This is a genomic window from Pectobacterium sp. HCp5_1 (genome assembly GCF_032905925.1).
In the GTDB taxonomy this organism is placed as follows: Bacteria; Pseudomonadota; Gammaproteobacteria; order Enterobacterales; family Enterobacteriaceae; genus Pectobacterium; species Pectobacterium brasiliense_A.
The window spans coordinates 27,599-43,473 of record NZ_JAUMIO010000030.1 but is presented as its reverse complement, the minus strand read 5'-3'; the positions used below and the strand labels follow the sequence as shown (position 1 = coordinate 43,473).

Sequence of the window (15,875 nt, the reverse complement as noted above, 5' to 3'; positions counted from 1 at the left end):
GACTGAATCGTAAAACTATCGGGTACTCAAAATCAGTGGAAATGCATGACAAGATAATCGGCACATTCATCGAACGTGAACATTATCTGCAATGACCTGATCTACATATTGAATACGTGACCCGAAATAGTATCAAGCTTATTTCAAGGTGCAAAATCATTAATCAGGCACTGACAAGTTATTTGGGCCACATCGCGCATATAGGCCTGCGCTTGCTTGCTGAGCATTCCTTTCACTAGCAATCGTTTCTGAAAATCACGGACCTCATAGCATTCATGTTTGCGCTTCTGCCAGTCTTTCAATATTTTTACCCGATAGCGTCTGAATTTTACTAACTCCAGTATACTCGGTTTTGAGTTACTGTGTGTTTTCCTTATTCTGCGCAGGCCTGAAATAATTTCGATTCGGATTAACGCATTTTGAGAACAAGACATCATTTCGATGGCAATATAATGTAGAGTCGCGTTCGCATTGTTCCAGGAAACTATATCCTCTGACGGAGGTTCTACATTACGCAGACGTTTATCATACTCATCTGAACATAGAAGTAAGCGGTTCCCGTACTTATACATTGTCACGTAACGCTGTAATTTATCAACCTCACTTGAATCGCCCCACTTTTCTGCTTTCTCAATACTCTGCATAAACTGGTTTTCAATGATGGTTGCCTGTTTATTCTGTCGCTCAGTAAGCCTAGCATGTACCTCACGCAGGTTGCTTTTTAAGCTATCAACGGTAGCGCTAAGTTGATCGCTAACACCACGACTCTTTATCATTTCGCTTAGGTAAGGGTCATCCTTTCTGGCCTGAACAATAGAGCCGTATCCATAAGTTCCCGGAGGTAGAGTGTCTGTATCTACAAACGCATCAGCAACCACCTTTAAGCAGCATTCTGGCAATAAAAAATCATTTGGTGCTACGGTGTTTGGGGGCCGGTCATTAGAAAATAGATCAAGGCCAAGTGTTGAGAAAAAAGTTGCGACCAGCTCTGAACAGAATGCTCCCCTAGTGCCTTTATCAATACGGAAGCACTCTACTGTTTGAGCTAGACCTTTAAAGAGAATATGATAAGGGGTTGGTAACGTAACGGCTTCAAGCAACCGTGGCACAGCTGAATAAGTTTTGAAAAAATCATTTTTCTGGAGCTGTATTGACGCTTGAAGCATCTGGGCAGCATCAATATTTTTACATTCAGGGTGACGCAGTAAAACCCAGTTCTTAGGATTATCAGGAATACAATATACCGTCTCAGAGGTCGACAGTCCTTCCTGGTAAAGACTCATTGGAATGATAGAGGTGAATCCGACTCCGGCTGTGTCAGATTCAGCAAGGAAAAGATCTGTGAAATCGGCATTCCCTACCGGAATCCAAATAGCGGCGTGAGAATATTGACCACCACTCATCATAACGATCAATGAGCTAAATGGATTGTTTCCACGCACCAACAGAACGTCGCCGGGTTGCAATTTGCTTTTTCTGAGCAGAGGACCGCAACCTTGCAATTCGTTGAGATCAAGCTTAATAGATGCTGAATTGTGCATTAGCATTCCTTATGAAATATCAGTCACCTTGCTAATTAACCAATTGTAATTTAAATCAACTTGTAAATATAAATACAGCAATTTCTTGGGACTGTGCGGATAAAACATCTGATTGCGTACCCACAGGTTGCCCCCTACTGCAGTGACCTGCTCCCCAGTGATTAACACACGACAATGCAAGGCTCAAAGCATGAGAGATTTTTGAAGTTGTAATTCATGCTGCTGCTCCGCTCACAATGTCGGTGTAGCGGGGGTATCGACGAAAACACGTTCGTCAGCTGCGTTGCTGGAGGGTACTCTTTCGACTGCCAAGACATCAACTACCATATTTTTCATGGAAAGCTTGACTTCGATGATTCACTGTACAGTACGCATTCTATGTGCTGGACCAGACCGTATTTACAAATATCATTGTATTTTTCTTTGGGCAGCCGCTATGGCATATGGATTAGGTGCTACTCTGTCTTATGTTTCCCCCAGAACTGCGTTCACATCGACTAAATGTCTCAATAAACTGCCGCTTCCGTATCTGAAGGGATGATGAGAATCAGCTCTACGTGGAATTTGAGCAGCGCGGATTCATAACGCCGAGTCAGTACCCGCGCTGCTGAAATTATACCTCGACAGTGACCTGAACCCACCCATCAAGCTTATCCGCCCAATCCTGCATCATCACTTTGCGTTCATCAAGATAAGTCGCGTGGTTATACGTGCGGCGAACATTGTTGGTATCAGCATGTGCAAGTTGAGCCTCGATAGCATCAGGCCGATAGCCCATCTCGTTTAACCGTGTGCTGCCTGTGGTTCTGGTAGCATGAGGGCTATAAATTCCGCTCCAGCCGAGGCTTTTAAGTAGCTGGCGTAGTGAGTGAGATGTCATCGGGCCACGTGGGTTATCTCGGCCCGGAAAAAGGTGCTGTCGATGCCCGGTAAATCCCTGTAGCGTTCTGAGCATGTTGACCGCTTGGGAGGGAAGGGGAATAACGTGTTCTCTGCGGGCTTTCATTCGCGTTGCCGGAATGGTCCACAGTGCATTATCGAGATCGAACTCTGCCCATTCTGCCTCGGTAACTTCGGCGGGTCGCGCCAGCGTCCACCACATCAGCCACATGCAATAGTTAACCTGGTATGAGCCGCGACTGTTGTCAAAGCAGCTTAATAGCTTCCCGATTTGCTGCGGATTCAATGCCTGTTTGTGCTGCGTTTTGTTTGCCGGAAGTGCCTTGCGAACAGGCCAGACAGGATCGCTGTCTGCTCTGAGGGTCGCTACCGCTAGCTCGAAAACCGATGAAATGGTACGGCGTGCTTCAGCGGCTACTGTTGGTGCGCCGCGTTTAGCCGTTTCCTGAAGAATTTTAAGAATGTGATGCGGGGTGATTTCCCTGATAGGAAGTTTGCCGATGGCAGGGAAAACCACACGCTCCAGCATATCAAGGCGGCGCGTTTTGGTGATGTCGGCCCAGTCTTTCATCTGCAACCACTCTTTGGCAATAAGCTCAAAGGTGTTGGAGGCATCGTTAACCTTGCGGATTTTATCTAGCTGTCTGGCCTGTGCCGGGTTGACCCCTTCAGTGACTTGCTTGCGTGCTTGCTCGCATTTCTCCCGCGCCTCGGCGAGTTTTACCGTTGGATATTCGCCCAGCGCAAACATGCTAGATTTGCCGTTGAGTTTAAACCGATAGCGCCATGCCTTTTTGCCGTTGGGTTTCACTTCGAGGTAGAGACCGTTGAAGTCATTGAGTCGATATAGTTTTTCTTTCGGCTTGGCAGTGCGGCATTGAGTATCAGTGAGCATAGCGAGTCCTTGTCTATTTCTTATACCGCTATTGTACTCACCTAAAATGTAGATGGAAACTGCTTGTACTCATGCCTGTACTCATTTTTGACTGCGCTGTCATGAGATAATATGAGACACCATGAAAGCAAAAATCCACGCAAGCGCATGGATTTTATGGGATTTGTTAGTCTTTATGCGATGCTGTGATATCGCATGAGACAACAGAAGCTATTTAGACGTTGAACAGGAAGTTCATCACATCGCCATCTTTAACGATGTATTCCTTGCCTTCTGAGCGCATTTTTCCGGCTTCTTTCGCGCCTTGTTCACCTTTGTAGGTGATGAAGTCTTCATAGGCGATAGTCTGGGCGCGGATGAAGCCTTTTTCGAAGTCGGTGTGAATCTTACCAGCGGCCTGCGGGGCGGTAGCGCCGACAGGGATGGTCCAGGCACGAACTTCTTTCACGCCAGCGGTGAAGTAAGTTTGCAGGTTCAGCAGCTCATAGCCTGCACGAATTACGCGGTTCAGACCCGGCTCTTCTAACCCTAACTCAGCCATAAATTCTTCACGGTCAGCATCGTCCAGCTCGGCAATATCCGATTCAACGGCAGCGCAGACGGCCACAACGACAGAACCTTCAGCGGCCGCGATTTCACGCACTTTATCGAGGTATGGATTGTTTTCGAAACCGTCTTCGTTGACGTTGGCGATGTACATCGTTGGTTTCAACGTCAGGAAGCTCAGGTAGCGGATGGCTGCTTTATCTTCATCGCTTAAATCCAGCGAGCGCAGCATGCCTGCGTTTTCCAACTGCGGTAAACATTTCTCCAGCGCGGCCAGCTCAGCTTTAGCATCTTTATCGCCGCCTTTGGCTCTCTTCTGCACGCGATGAATGGCGCGTTCACAGGTGTCGAGGTCAGACAGTGCTAATTCAGTGTTGATGACTTCGATGTCATCAGCTGGATCAACTTTGTTGTTGACGTGGATGATGTTGTCGTTTTCGAAGCAGCGTACAACGTGGCCGATGGCTTCCGTTTCACGAATGTTAGTCAGGAACTGGTTACCCAAACCTTCACCTTTGGACGCGCCTTTTACCAGACCGGCGATATCAACAAATTCCATGGTGGTAGGGAGGATACGCTGTGGCTTAACGATTTCAGCCAGCTTGTCCAGACGTGGATCGGGCATCGGTACTACGCCAGTGTTCGGCTCGATGGTACAAAACGGGAAGTTGGCCGCTTCGATGCCGGCTTTGGTCAGCGCATTGAACAGAGTGGATTTACCGACGTTAGGCAGCCCAACGATACCGCATTTGAATCCCATGTTTATATCACCTTAAATAACTTATTAATCAGGCAATTACTATCTCTTGCCTGTCAGAATGGAAATATTTCGGCCGATTATACACGGAATGGCGATTTATCTCGATCTGCCATCCGCATTCTGACCAGATTATGCCGCTTTGAAGGCATGCAAGCGGTTCATCGCTTTGATCATGTCTTCTTTCATCAGAATTTCTGTGCAGCGTACGGCTTCGTCAATGGCATCGTCGATCAACGTCTGTTCGCTCGTCGGCGGTTTGCCCAGCACAAAACCGGTCACTTTGCTTTTATCACCCGGATGGCCGATACCGATGCGTAAACGATGGAAGTTTGGGTTGTTCCCCAATTTACTGATGATGTCTTTCAGACCGTTATGGCCGCCGTGTCCGCCGCCCAGCTTAAGTTTGGCAATTCCCGGTAATAAATCCAGCTCATCGTGTGCAACCAGAATTTCATCAGGCTGGATGCGGTAGAAGGTGGCCATTGCCGCGACGGCTTTGCCGCTCAGGTTCATGAACGTGGTGGGAACCAGCAGACGTACATCTTGCCCAGCCAGATTCAGACGGGAGGTGTAACCAAAAAATTTGCTTTCTTCTTTCAGCGGCTGACGGTAAGTGTCCGCCAGACGATCGACAAACCAGGCACCCGCATTATGGCGGGTGGCGGCGTATTCAGCGCCGGGATTCGCCAGGCCAACAATTAATTTAATGCTGCTCACGGTATATTCCAGATTACGTGCTTAAACTGACGCAGGGTAGCGTGATAAACGAAAGCGCTAGTTTACACACCGCATGAGGTATAGCCAAATATCGGTGTTGGAATGTAAAAATAATGTTATTTGTTTAGTGATGTGATTATTCGGATTTTTGTCTATTTGTTTGTTTAAACGTAAAAAAATATTAATCATTCCCCTTATCTGTGATCCCTCCCGCAATCATCTAAGTACGTTATTGTCTATAATTACATCAATAATAAGACAGTAAACAGTAATGGCACTCCGATTCATCCACAGAATTAATCTGGAGGTGGCAGATGAAACGCAAGAACGTGACAGTACTAGGTAATGTATTGATGGGTATCGGGATGATCATGATGATCGGCGGCATCGGTTTTTCTATCGCCAGCCAGTTCCCGAAACTGAATGTTCCCGAATATATGACTTACATTGATCTGGTCAGTATTTTTTCTGGCGCAATATTTTGGTTGGCGGGGGCGCGTATTAGCGGGCGTGAAGAAGTCGCGGATCGTTACTGGTGGGTTAAACACTTTGATAAGCGTTGTCGCCGCCAGCGCCATCAATAACCGTTAATTACCCATAAGTATTAATACGCTATAAGCATTAATGAAAATGAACAATAGAGCCGCTGTAGCCTCGCTATGGCGGTTTTTTGTTTTTTTCACGTATACACTAAATAATTCGAGTTTCAGGCAGGCGGCAAGGGAAGGAATCCCGATGAGCTTACTTAAGTAAGTGATTCGGGTGACAAATCTGCCAGGAGCAGATTTGAACGCTGTTAGCAGCGGCCCTTTAGGGCGAGGCCCACGACGGGCCGAGTATTTAAACGAAGCCAACGCACATGCAACTTGAAGTATGACGTGTAGAGAAATAAGAAAGCCACCTTGTTACAGGTGGCTCCCTCATTATCGTTTTTGATCGATTACTCGATCAGCGGCGATTAATGTTCAAACATTGCAGAAATGGATTCTTCGTTGCTGATACGACGAATCGCTTCGGCCAACATACCGGACAGCGTCAGCGTACGAACATTCGGCAGTGAACGAATGTTTTCCGCCAGCGGAATGGTATCGCAGACAATCACTTCATCAATTACAGAGTTCTTGATGTTCTCGTAAGCATTGCCTGAGAAGATCGGGTGTGTGGCATAAGCGAATACACGTTTAGCCCCACGTTCCTTCAGCGCTTCCGCCGCTTTGCACAGTGTGCCGCCGGTGTCGATCATATCGTCAACCAGCACACAGTCACGGCCAGCGACGTCACCGATGATGTGCATCACCTGAGAAACGTTGGCACGCGGACGGCGCTTGTCGATGATCGCCATGTCGGTGTCGTTCAGCAGTTTAGCGATTGCGCGGGCACGCACAACGCCACCGATATCTGGAGAAACCACGATCGGGTTTTCCAGATTCTGTTGCAACATGTCTTCCAGCAGGATCGGGCTACCGAATACGTTATCTACCGGGACATCGAAGAAACCCTGAATCTGCTCAGCGTGCAGATCCACAGTCAGAACACGGTCAACACCCACGCTGGACAGGAAGTCAGCAACGACTTTCGCGGTGATTGGCACACGTGCGGAACGCACGCGACGATCCTGACGGGCATAGCCGAAGTAGGGGATAACGGCGGTAATACGTCCCGCGGAAGCGCGACGCAGAGCATCGACCATCACAACCAGTTCCATCAGGTTGTCATTGGTGGGTGCACAGGTGGACTGGATGATGAAAATATCACCACCGCGTACATTTTCATTGATTTGCACGCTGACTTCGCCATCGCTAAAACGACCGACAGCGGCGTCGCCAAGGCTAGTGTACAAACGGTTGGCAATACGTTGTGCTAGTTCCGGGATGGCGTTACCAGCAAAAAGCTTCATATCAGGCACGAGAAGAACCTCAGGCTTGCGTCCAGAGAAATATTGCACCTGCCAAGCAAGGAAGAACAACAGGTACAACATGCATACGGGTGTATGAATTAAGTTTGCTACAGACTGGCCGCATGGCAGCCGGTGTGTGGCAAAACCTAACGTTGCCCAGAAAGCGTACGGTGTAGCGGAGAGATATTAACACCTCTCGCGACGAAACCGTTTAACCATTCTGGGGCCTGGTCAAGCACCTGACGGGCTGCGAACTCGGTGTCAAACTCTGCAAACACACAAGCCCCCGTTCCAGTCAGGCGCGCCGGGGCATATTCTAGCAGCCATGAAAGTAGCTGTTCAACCTCACGAAAACGTTTTCTTGCGATAGCTTCACAATCATTGACGAAGGTCTGGTTTAATAAAGTTTCTAAATCACGAATTGGCGAATTCCGCGTCAACTCAGGATCGCCGAAAATCAACGGCGTGGCAATACTCACGCCAGGGTGAGCGACCAGATACCATTTTTCTGGCGGATTTGCGGGGGTTAACTGCTCGCCAATGCCTTCGGCAAAGGCAGAATGCCCACGAACAAAGACGGGAACATCTGCACCTAATTGCAGCCCCAGTTCGGCCAACGTATCCACGCTCAGCCCGCTTTGCCACAAATGGTTGAGAGCGACCAAAACGGTCGCTGCATTGGATGAACCACCGCCCAGCCCGCCGCCCATCGGCAGGCATTTCTCAATACTGATGTCTGCGCCGAACCGAGCAGGGCGAATATCGTAGCGTTCGCAGTGCTGCTGTAATAAGCGTGCGGCGCGGACGATCAGGTTTTTCTCGTTCTCTACACCGTCGACAGGGGTAAGCAGGTTAATCTGGTCGTCATCACGTGGCCGAATCGTCAAAGTGTCACCGTAATCCAGAAACTGGAATAGCGTTTGCAGCAGGTGATACCCGTCTTTTCTCTGGCCGGTAATATAAAGAAACAGGTTCAGTTTGGCGGGGGCAGGCCATGTCTCGATAACCGTCGGTTGCATCGCTTATTTAACCATCCAATTATTCATCTTCAGCTTAATACGCTGTTCACCCTGAACCAGCTCCAGACTGGTTGGCAGCGGAGGCGTTAACTCGGTGTTGTAGCTCTGATAGCTGACGTTCCAGTTTTGGTTGCCCTGGCGATAGGTGATGGTTTTTAGCAGATAGCGTTCGTCCAGCGTGAATTCGGTGGCGTCACCTGGGATGCCGAGGATCCACTGGCGCAGATTATTCAGCGGGATCGCCATGCCGGTCAGTTGCTGAATCATGTATTCGGCATCTTTACCCACATAACGCTTACCCTGATTGTCGGTGATTTGCACGCCGTCAGGCTGGGCACGCAGTTCTAATTCGGTGCTGCCGAGCGGGTTGGTCAGCAGCAGTCGATAACGTTGCGGCGGTGTGTCCTGCCAGAAGAAATTGGCTGATACTCTTTTACTATCGGAGATATAGGCAAAAGCGCCGCGTGTCTGATATTGGCTGAGTTGCTGGACCTTTTGCTGATGCTGTTGCCACTCTGGCGAGGTAGGGCTTTTACCCGTTTGGGTCGGTTGATTAATGCTACAGGCGGCAAGCAATACGCTGGCTAAAGGCAGTAAACGCAGGCATCGGACGGTTTTGGTTGGCATGTCGGTCGTATCCTGTAAATGAACGAAGTCCGTGAAATACGTCACGCTAACGGGCTTACCGCTCAGCGTCAATGATTGTTATTCGTTAATGACGTTTATTGTTTTTTGTCAAAAAGTGACTACCTCAGACGAGGTGTATCGCGTGCTGTCGCTTTTCTTGCACTCCTGCATCAAGTAGAATGCGGTTCAAACGAAATCCATACTAAGACCGGTATTACTCAGAAACAGCCTAATGACCCTGCTTGCGCTTGGTATTAATCACAAAACCGCACCGGTTTCTCTGCGTGAACGTGTTGTGTTCTCACCAGATAAACTCGGGGTGGCCCTCGACAGTCTGCTACAGCAACCGCTGGTGCAGGGCGGCGTTGTGCTGTCTACCTGCAATCGCACGGAACTCTACCTTAGCGTTGACGAACAGGAAAACCAGCGTGAGCAGTTGATTCGCTGGCTGTGTGAATATCATCAATTGCGCCCGGAAGAGGTCAACGGCAGCCTGTACTGGCATCAGGATAATGCCGCCGTTAGCCATTTGATGCGCGTGGCCAGCGGTCTGGATTCTCTGGTCTTAGGCGAACCGCAGATTTTGGGGCAGGTGAAGAAGGCGTTTGCCGAATCACAGCGTGGTCACTCCTTGTCCAGCGAGCTGGAGCGGCTGTTCCAGAAATCCTTTACCGTTGCCAAACGTGTTCGTACGGAAACGGATATCGGCGCCAGCGCGGTGTCGGTGGCATTTGCCGCCTGTACGCTGGCGCGGCAGATTTTTGAATCACTGTCGGATGTCACGGTGCTGCTGGTTGGTGCTGGAGAAACCATTGAACTGGTCGCTCGCTATCTTCGCGAGCACAAAGTGCAGAAAATGGTGATCGCGAACCGCACCCGTGAACGCGCGCAGGCGCTGGCAGCGGAAGTGGGCGCAGAAGTCATCACGCTGGCAGAGCTGGACGAACAGCTCGTTCAGGCCGATATCGTGATCAGTTCAACGGCAAGTACGTTGCCGATTATCGGAAAAGGGATGATGGAACGGACGCTGAAGGCGAGACGGAATCAGCCAATGCTGATGGTGGATATTGCGGTTCCGCGCGATATTGAGCCAGAAGTCGGCAAATTGCCGAACGTTTATCTCTACAGTGTGGACGATCTGCACGCCATCATTCAGCATAACCTTGCGCAGCGCAAAGCAGCGGCGGTTCAGGCTGAATCTATCGTGCAGCAGGAAAGCTCTGACTTCATGGCGTGGCTGCGTGCGCAGTCCGCGGTGGAGACCATTCGCGATTATCGTGCTCAAGCCGATGAATTGCGTGCGGAAATGACGGCCAAGGCGCTGGCCGCCATCCAACAAGGCAATGACGTTGAAGCGGTGATTCAGGAACTGACACACCGTTTAACCAACCGTCTGATTCACGCGCCGACCAAATCCCTTCAGCAAGCCGCTCGTGACGGCGACCAACATCGGTTACAAATTTTACGTGACAGCCTTGGGCTGGACTAGCATTCATCTCTATTACAGGATTTAACCGCCCGCATGAAGCCTTCTATTGTTGCTAAACTGGAAGCGTTACAAGAACGCCATGAAGAAGTCCAGGCGTTACTCGGTGAGCCCAGCGTCATCGCTGATATGGATCGCTTTCGCACGTTGTCGCGAGAATATGCGCAGCTCACTGATATTACCCGCTGTTTCCAGCAATGGCAGCAGGCGCAAGAGGATCAGCAAACCGCAGAAATGATGCTGGATGATCCTGAAATGCGCGATATGGCGCAGGAAGAGTTGAAAGAAAGCAAAGCGACGATTGAAGCACTGGAGCAGCAGCTTCAGGTGCTGTTGTTGCCGAAAGATCCCGACGATGAGCGCGGCTGTTTTCTGGAAGTACGCGCCGGAACGGGCGGTGACGAAGCGGCGATCTTTGCCGGCGACTTGTTCCGTATGTACAGCCGTTATGCTGAATCACGCCGCTGGCGCGTTGAGGTGGTAAGCGCCAGCGATGGCGAACATGGCGGCTATAAAGAAGTTATCGCCAAAATCTCCGGTGATGGTGTGTACGGTCAGCTCAAATTTGAATCCGGCGGTCATCGCGTTCAGCGCGTTCCCGCGACGGAATCTCAAGGACGCATTCATACCTCGGCCTGTACAGTCGCCGTGATGGCGGAAGTGCCGGAAGCGGAGATGCCGGACATCAATCCGGCGGATTTACGCATCGATACCTTCCGCTCTTCTGGCGCGGGCGGTCAGCACGTTAACACCACCGATTCCGCTATCCGTATTACCCACTTGCCAACCGGTATTGTCGTGGAGTGTCAGGACGAGCGTTCACAGCACAAAAACAAAGCCAAAGCGCTGTCGGTGTTGGGGGCGCGTATTCGTGCCGCAGAAGTGCAGAAACGTCAGCAGGAAGAAGCGTCAACCCGCCGTAATCTGCTCGGCAGCGGCGATCGTTCTGACCGTATTCGTACCTACAATTTCCCACAGGGAAGGGTGACCGATCACCGTATTAACCTGACGCTGTACCGACTGGATGAAGTCATGGAAGGGAAACTGGATACGCTGATTCAACCGGTTGTGCAAGAATACCAGGCCGATCAGCTTGCTGCGTTGTCCGAGCAGGAATAATGACGTATCAGGATTGGTTAATTTCTGCCGCGGCGCAGCTCGCGGCGGGAGAAAGCCCGAAGCGAGATGCGGAAATTCTGCTGGGATTTGTGACTGGCAAGTCCCGCACGTTCCTGCTGGCGTTTGGTGAAACTGAGCTGAACGCGGCTGAACAGCAGCAGTTAACTGACCTGCTGCTGCGTCGTGAACAGGGGGAACCTATCGCCTATTTGATCGGCGTGCGCGAGTTCTGGTCACTACCGCTGGCCGTGTCGCCCGCCACGCTGATTCCTCGTCCCGATACCGAATGTCTGGTCGAACAAGCCTTGCTACGCTTGCCTCAAACACCGTGTGCTGTGCTGGATCTGGGCACGGGAACCGGCGCGATTGCGCTGGCGCTGGCGAGTGAACGGCGTGATTGCCGGGTGACTGGCGTTGATGTTCAACCCGATGCCGTTGCGTTAGCGACAAAAAACGCCCAGCAATTGGGGCTCGACAACGCCCATTTCTTATCCGGAAGCTGGTATTCGCCGCTTGATCACACGCGCTTTGCGCTTATCGCCAGTAACCCCCCGTATATTGATGCCGATGATGTGCATCTGTCGCAGGGCGATGTCCGTTTTGAACCCGCCAGCGCGCTGATTGCCGCCGACAACGGACTGGCGGATTTACGCACTGTTATTGAATCTGCGCCGCATTATTTGGACGACGGTGGCTGGCTGCTGCTGGAACATGGCTGGCAGCAGGCTGATGTGGTGCGTCAGCTATTGCAGGCCCGAGGATTTACACAAATAGAAACCTGTCAGGACTACAGTGGCAATGACCGCGTGTCGTTAGGACGCTGGTCGGATGCCCCAATTTATTAGGAGCAATGGACGTGATAACTCTTTATCCAGCCACGATATATCTGCATCTGGCAACGGTTGGCATTAGTATTTCCCTGTTTGTGATTCGTTTTTTTTGGCTGTGCCGACAATCCGCTATGCTGCAACAGCGCTGGGTGAAAATCCTGCCGCATATTAACGACACCTTGTTATTAATCAGCGGTATTGGTTTAATCATGCTTAGCCATACGTATCCGTTTACTCCCGAGCAAAGCTGGCTGACGGAAAAACTGTTTGGCGTTATCATTTATATCCTTCTTGGCGCTATCGCCTTGGGGAAACGCCCTCGTAGCCAGAACGTTCGCTGGTTGGCGTTTGTATCTGCTTTAATATGCTTTGGTGTGGTCGTGCTGCTGGCACTGACGCAGTCACCGTTGCTGATGGAATAATTATGAGTGCTATTGCTGATTTTGAATTCAACCAGTCACTGCTAAGTGATGGTGTCGTGTTGGTTTCACAGGCGATTCGCCGCGACTTTCCCGCTCAGGATGTGCGGCAAAATCTGCAACAGTTGGTTGAGAACGCTCGGGCTGCTATTCCTGACGACCTTGAGCAAGATCTTCAGCTTGAAAAGCTGATTGAGCTGTTTTATCACACCTGGGGATTCGGCGGTGCGGGCGGTGTTTATCGTCTTTCTGATGCGCTGTGGCTGGATCAGGTGCTTGAATCTCGCCAGGGCATGCCCGTATCGCTTGGCGTTATCTTTTTGCATATCGCCAATGAGCTTGGCCTGCCGCTGATGCCGGTGATTTTCCCGACGCAGCTGATTCTGCGCGCCGACTGGCTCGACGAAGAAATGTGGCTGATCAATCCGTTAAATGGCGATACGTTGAGTGAGCATGTGCTGGAAGTCTGGCTGAAAGGTAATATCGGCCCGTCAACCCGTCTGCTCGATGAAGATCTGGATGAAGCTGAGAACGTCCTGATCGTGCGTAAAATGCTCGACACGCTGAAAGTCGCTCTGATGGAAGAAAAGCAGATGGAGCTGGCGTTGAGAGCCAGCGAAGCGGTGCTGCAGTTTGACCCGGACGATCCGTATGAAATCCGCGATCGCGGCCTGATTTATGCTCAACTGGATTGCGACCATATTGCGCTGTCCGATCTCAACTATTTCGTTGAACAGTGCCCAGAAGATCCGGTGAGTGAAATGATAAAAGTGCAGATTCACTCGATAGAGCAGAAACAGATTGTCTTGCATTAAAAAAACAGTCTTACATTAAGAAACCGTTTTGCAGTAATGCTACGTTAATTTATTTCCCGACATGAAGGTAAAAGTATGACGAATAAAGTGGTCAAGATAGGGGATATCCCCGTCGCCAACGATCTGCCTTTTGTGCTGTTTGGCGGCATGAATGTTCTTGAATCACGCGATCTGGCGATGCGCATTTGTGAGCATTACGTCACGGTCACGCAGAAGTTGGGCATTCCTTACGTGTTCAAGGCGTCATTCGATAAGGCTAATCGTTCCTCTATTCACTCTTACCGTGGTCCTGGTCTGGAAGAAGGGATGAAAATCTTCCAGGAACTGAAACAGACCTTTGGCGTAAAAATTATCACTGACGTGCATGAATCGCATCAGGCTCAGCCCGTTGCCGATGTGGTTGATGTGATCCAGCTTCCTGCGTTTTTGGCACGCCAAACCGATCTGGTGGAAGCGATGGCGAAAACCGGTGCGGTGATCAACGTGAAAAAACCGCAGTTCGTCAGCCCGGGTCAAATGGGGAACATCGTCGATAAATTCATCGAAGGTGGCAACGATCAGGTGATTCTGTGCGATCGCGGCAGCAACTTCGGTTACGACAATCTGGTTGTCGATATGCTGGGCTTCAATGTCATGAAGCAGGCTTCCAACGGTGCGCCGGTGATTTTTGACGTTACACATGCGCTACAGTGCCGTGACCCGTTTGGTGCAGCGTCCGGTGGCCGTCGCGGACAGGTAACTGAACTGGCGCGTGCTGGTATGGCTGTCGGTCTGGCAGGGCTATTTATTGAAGCTCACCCGGATCCTGGGAATGCGAAGTGTGATGGTCCGTCTGCGCTGCCGCTGGACAAACTGGAGCCGTTCTTGCAGCAGATCAAAGCGATTGACGATCTGGTAAAAAGCTTCCCAGAACTGGATACCAGTAAGTAATCTTACTCAAACAAAAACCCGCGATATCGCGGGTTTTTGTGTTTATAACGTTCGTCGTTTTCTACGACACAGCGCGATGGCTGTTATTTATAAAGGTCGGCGCTGATCGTGAGGTTGTTGCCTTTACCTTCCCACTGTCTCGTGATGTGGTAGTACTTGGCACCTTTCTCGCCTGCGCGTTTAGCAACGGCTTCAGACACCTGCGTCATGTTGGTGTAGTTGCCGCGGAATTTAATCGAATCGAAAGGCACCATCTGCGCTGCAGTAGCATTGTTCAGTTCCTGAATCTTGGAACCATCTGCTAACGTTACCGTGTAACGTCCACCTTTTGACGACTGCGTTTCGAAGAAATTACCTACGTTGCGGCTAGGGCTGCCAGAGTTGGCAACACCAGGGATTTCCACCTTGGCGGCTTCTGCACCACCCGCAGCCAGCGCCGCACGGCCTGCATCAGAATCCGCTGGAATGACGTCGGTGCTCTGGGTTTGGCGCTTCGGTGCGTCGGCTTTATAAATGTAGGCAGTAATTTTTTGGTTGCCGCTATTCGAGTTCACATCAACCTGACGAACGATGTAGAACGAATCGGCATTTTTCTCTTTTGCTGCTTTCGCAATAGCGTCGTTGACGTCCGGTTGGCTGCGGAAGAATCCGCCAACGGTGACGGTGTCATAGGGTTCCAATCCATACGCCACATCTTTTGGCAGCTCTTTCACGCCGTAGAAGGTGCGGAATTGGACATCCTGATTCGCCTTTGGCGCATCTTTGCGATACAGATCAACCGTGACATTCCAGTTGCCGCTCGAATTAGCGTCATCCATCGCTTGTACATAAAACGACTCTGCGCCCAGCTTGTCGGCTCGTTTTGAGGCTGCGGCTACCGCTTCATTGATCGCGTTAAAACGTCCTTTAAACGTAATTCGTTCAAAGGGTTGCAGGGATTCTGCCTGTTCAGGAGTCAGTTCCTGTGCAGCCTGCGCTGAAAATGCCGAGAGTGATAACAACAATGTAGATGCAATAACAGTAGTCTTCAGCTTCATAAAAAATCCTTTCGCCTTCCTGCCACTCGAATTATTTAAGGTATAGCAATCAACCTGTAACGGAATAGGGCTGATTATCGCACGGAATAAATTCTTGTGCTTTAGCATTTTCAGCGGGCTGAAAAGCCATGATACTTCGGCTCGCAACAAGAAAAGTGCTAATAATAACGGTTAATGATTGTTTTAACATCATAAGGGATATTTATACAATTTATCGCATTAACAACCTTGTAACACATCGTTTTTGTGAAACAGCCCAGAAAAATACTTCTGTAATAATGCTACAAAAGGCAGAGAAGAGCATGATTTTCGACCAAGAAAGGCTGACAGAACCTGT

The 15,875-nt window shown here is 50.1% G+C and carries 16 protein-coding genes; 8 read left to right on the top strand and 8 right to left on the bottom strand.

The genetic code is table 11. From position 1 onward, the window contains the following. Positions 1 to 95 (top strand): IS1 family transposase (locus Q3A88_RS17520; protein WP_317177888.1); only part of this gene is annotated, 95 nt, incomplete at its 5' end. Positions 96 to 143: 48 nt separating this feature from the next. Here Q3A88_RS17520 and Q3A88_RS17515 read toward each other — a convergent pair. From Q3A88_RS17515 to pth, 4 genes are all read right to left on the bottom strand, one after another. Further along, positions 144 to 1,541: a hypothetical protein gene (locus tag Q3A88_RS17515; protein WP_317178350.1), complete on the bottom strand. Its 1,398-nt coding sequence runs from the start codon at positions 1,539 to 1,541 to the stop codon at positions 144 to 146. A gap of 613 nt (positions 1,542 to 2,154) precedes the next feature. After that, complete coding sequence (locus Q3A88_RS17510) at positions 2,155 to 3,336, bottom strand: tyrosine-type recombinase/integrase (RefSeq protein ID WP_317178349.1); 1,182 nt, start codon at positions 3,334 to 3,336, stop codon at positions 2,155 to 2,157. Between the two features lie 214 nt (positions 3,337 to 3,550). Further along, positions 3,551 to 4,642, bottom strand: a complete 1,092-nt coding sequence (ychF, locus tag Q3A88_RS17505) for a redox-regulated ATPase YchF (protein WP_039275079.1) — start codon at positions 4,640 to 4,642, stop codon at positions 3,551 to 3,553. Positions 4,643 to 4,771: 129 nt separating this feature from the next. Beyond that, positions 4,772 to 5,359: an aminoacyl-tRNA hydrolase gene (pth, locus tag Q3A88_RS17500; RefSeq protein ID WP_110163320.1), complete on the bottom strand. Its 588-nt coding sequence runs from the start codon at positions 5,357 to 5,359 to the stop codon at positions 4,772 to 4,774. Between the two features lie 314 nt (positions 5,360 to 5,673). Here pth and ychH point away from each other — a divergent pair, with 314 nt between their 5' ends. Further along, the gene (gene ychH / locus Q3A88_RS17495; RefSeq protein ID WP_014915433.1) at positions 5,674 to 5,943 is read left to right on the top strand and encodes a stress-induced protein YchH; all 270 of its coding nucleotides are present in this window, start codon (positions 5,674 to 5,676) and stop codon (positions 5,941 to 5,943) included. Positions 5,944 to 6,317: 374 nt separating this feature from the next. Here ychH and prs read toward each other — a convergent pair whose 3' ends face one another. The 3 genes from prs to lolB all read right to left on the bottom strand — a co-directional run bounded on the left by prs (position 6,318) and on the right by lolB (position 8,902). Next, entirely contained in the window at positions 6,318 to 7,265 is a 948-nt protein-coding gene (prs, locus tag Q3A88_RS17490) for a ribose-phosphate diphosphokinase (RefSeq protein WP_010274915.1), read from the bottom strand. 137 nt (positions 7,266 to 7,402) lie between these two features. Beyond that, positions 7,403 to 8,275, bottom strand: coding sequence for a 4-(cytidine 5'-diphospho)-2-C-methyl-D-erythritol kinase (ispE, locus tag Q3A88_RS17485; protein WP_233990358.1), 873 nt, complete (start codon positions 8,273 to 8,275; stop codon positions 7,403 to 7,405). Positions 8,276 to 8,278: 3 nt separating this feature from the next. Beyond that, on the bottom strand, positions 8,279 to 8,902 hold the full coding sequence (lolB, locus tag Q3A88_RS17480) for a lipoprotein insertase outer membrane protein LolB (RefSeq protein ID WP_039288033.1): 624 nt from the start codon (positions 8,900 to 8,902) through the stop codon (positions 8,279 to 8,281). Between the two features lie 232 nt (positions 8,903 to 9,134). Between lolB and hemA the strand changes: the two genes are divergently transcribed. The 6 genes from hemA (at position 9,135) to kdsA (ending at position 14,501) form a co-directional block, all read left to right on the top strand. Next, positions 9,135 to 10,391: a glutamyl-tRNA reductase gene (gene hemA, locus Q3A88_RS17475; protein ID WP_205591354.1), complete on the top strand. Its 1,257-nt coding sequence runs from the start codon at positions 9,135 to 9,137 to the stop codon at positions 10,389 to 10,391. Positions 10,392 to 10,424: 33 nt separating this feature from the next. Further along, entirely contained in the window at positions 10,425 to 11,507 is a 1,083-nt protein-coding gene (gene prfA, locus Q3A88_RS17470; protein WP_014915429.1) for a peptide chain release factor 1, read from the top strand. Next, positions 11,507 to 12,352, top strand: a complete 846-nt coding sequence (gene prmC, locus Q3A88_RS17465; protein WP_317178348.1) for a peptide chain release factor N(5)-glutamine methyltransferase — start codon at positions 11,507 to 11,509, stop codon at positions 12,350 to 12,352. The genes prfA and prmC overlap by 1 nt, the downstream gene beginning before the upstream one ends. 5 nt (positions 12,353 to 12,357) lie before the next feature. After that, complete coding sequence (locus tag Q3A88_RS17460) at positions 12,358 to 12,759, top strand: SirB2 family protein (RefSeq protein WP_317178347.1); 402 nt, start codon at positions 12,358 to 12,360, stop codon at positions 12,757 to 12,759. Between the two features lie 2 nt (positions 12,760 to 12,761). Then, positions 12,762 to 13,571, top strand: a complete 810-nt coding sequence (gene sirB1, locus Q3A88_RS17455) for an invasion regulator SirB1 (RefSeq protein WP_010274939.1) — start codon at positions 12,762 to 12,764, stop codon at positions 13,569 to 13,571. Positions 13,572 to 13,646: 75 nt separating this feature from the next. Next, entirely contained in the window at positions 13,647 to 14,501 is an 855-nt protein-coding gene (kdsA, locus tag Q3A88_RS17450) for a 3-deoxy-8-phosphooctulonate synthase (RefSeq protein WP_317178346.1), read from the top strand. Positions 14,502 to 14,584: 83 nt separating this feature from the next. Here kdsA and ydgH read toward each other — a convergent pair whose 3' ends face one another. Next, positions 14,585 to 15,538, bottom strand: a complete 954-nt coding sequence (gene ydgH / locus Q3A88_RS17445) for a DUF1471 family protein YdgH (RefSeq protein WP_110162862.1) — start codon at positions 15,536 to 15,538, stop codon at positions 14,585 to 14,587. Positions 15,539 to 15,875: the final 337 nt, after the last annotated feature.

Bases quoted from the DNA above. Each gene is read 5' to 3' on its own strand.
- prmC (WP_317178348.1), top strand. From the start codon at position 11,507: ATGACGTATCAGGATTGGTTAATTTCTGCCGCGGCGCAGCTCGCGGCG.
- Q3A88_RS17515 (WP_317178350.1), bottom strand. From the start codon at position 1,541: ATGCACAATTCAGCATCTATTAAGCTTGATCTCAACGAATTGCAAGGT.
- Q3A88_RS17460 (WP_317178347.1), top strand. From the start codon at position 12,358: ATGGACGTGATAACTCTTTATCCAGCCACGATATATCTGCATCTGGCA.
- ydgH (WP_110162862.1), bottom strand. From the start codon at position 15,538: ATGAAGCTGAAGACTACTGTTATTGCATCTACATTGTTGTTATCACTC.
- ychH (WP_014915433.1), top strand. From the start codon at position 5,674: ATGAAACGCAAGAACGTGACAGTACTAGGTAATGTATTGATGGGTATC.
- sirB1 (WP_010274939.1), top strand. From the start codon at position 12,762: ATGAGTGCTATTGCTGATTTTGAATTCAACCAGTCACTGCTAAGTGAT.
- prfA (WP_014915429.1), top strand. From the start codon at position 10,425: ATGAAGCCTTCTATTGTTGCTAAACTGGAAGCGTTACAAGAACGCCAT.
- Q3A88_RS17510 (WP_317178349.1), bottom strand. From the start codon at position 3,336: ATGCTCACTGATACTCAATGCCGCACTGCCAAGCCGAAAGAAAAACTA.
- lolB (WP_039288033.1), bottom strand. From the start codon at position 8,902: ATGCCAACCAAAACCGTCCGATGCCTGCGTTTACTGCCTTTAGCCAGC.
- ispE (WP_233990358.1), bottom strand. From the start codon at position 8,275: ATGCAACCGACGGTTATCGAGACATGGCCTGCCCCCGCCAAACTGAAC.
- ychF (WP_039275079.1), bottom strand. From the start codon at position 4,642: ATGGGATTCAAATGCGGTATCGTTGGGCTGCCTAACGTCGGTAAATCC.
- kdsA (WP_317178346.1), top strand. From the start codon at position 13,647: ATGACGAATAAAGTGGTCAAGATAGGGGATATCCCCGTCGCCAACGAT.
- hemA (WP_205591354.1), top strand. From the start codon at position 9,135: ATGACCCTGCTTGCGCTTGGTATTAATCACAAAACCGCACCGGTTTCT.